Source organism: Flavobacterium sp. ALD4 (genome assembly GCF_002836475.1).
Taxonomy (GTDB): domain Bacteria; phylum Bacteroidota; class Bacteroidia; order Flavobacteriales; family Flavobacteriaceae; genus Flavobacterium.
Map to the genome: position 1 here is coordinate 1 of NZ_PJBJ01000018.1, position 244 is coordinate 244.

Genomic DNA, 244 nt, shown 5'->3' on the forward strand with positions numbered 1-244 from the left:
CGCAGAAAAAGGTTATAAATCTGCTGATATGTTCCAAAAACTGGGAAATGCCTATTACTTTAATGGGGAACTAAAGGAATCTTCTAGGTGGTATGGAGAATTATTTGCCATGACAACAGATTTAGAACGGGTCTATTATTATCGTTATGCTCAATCGCTTAGATTCACTGGTGAAAAAGAAAAAGGTGATGAAATGATGGCTATATTCGATGAAATGTTAGAAAATAATACAGATAAAAAAAAT

The 244-nt window shown here is 32.8% G+C and carries 1 pseudogene; it reads left to right on the forward strand.

Annotated elements, in window-relative coordinates:
- Nucleotides 1-28 precede the first annotated feature (28 nt).
- Nucleotides 29-244: pseudogene (locus tag CXF59_RS00150) on the forward strand (hypothetical protein); the annotation flags it as partial.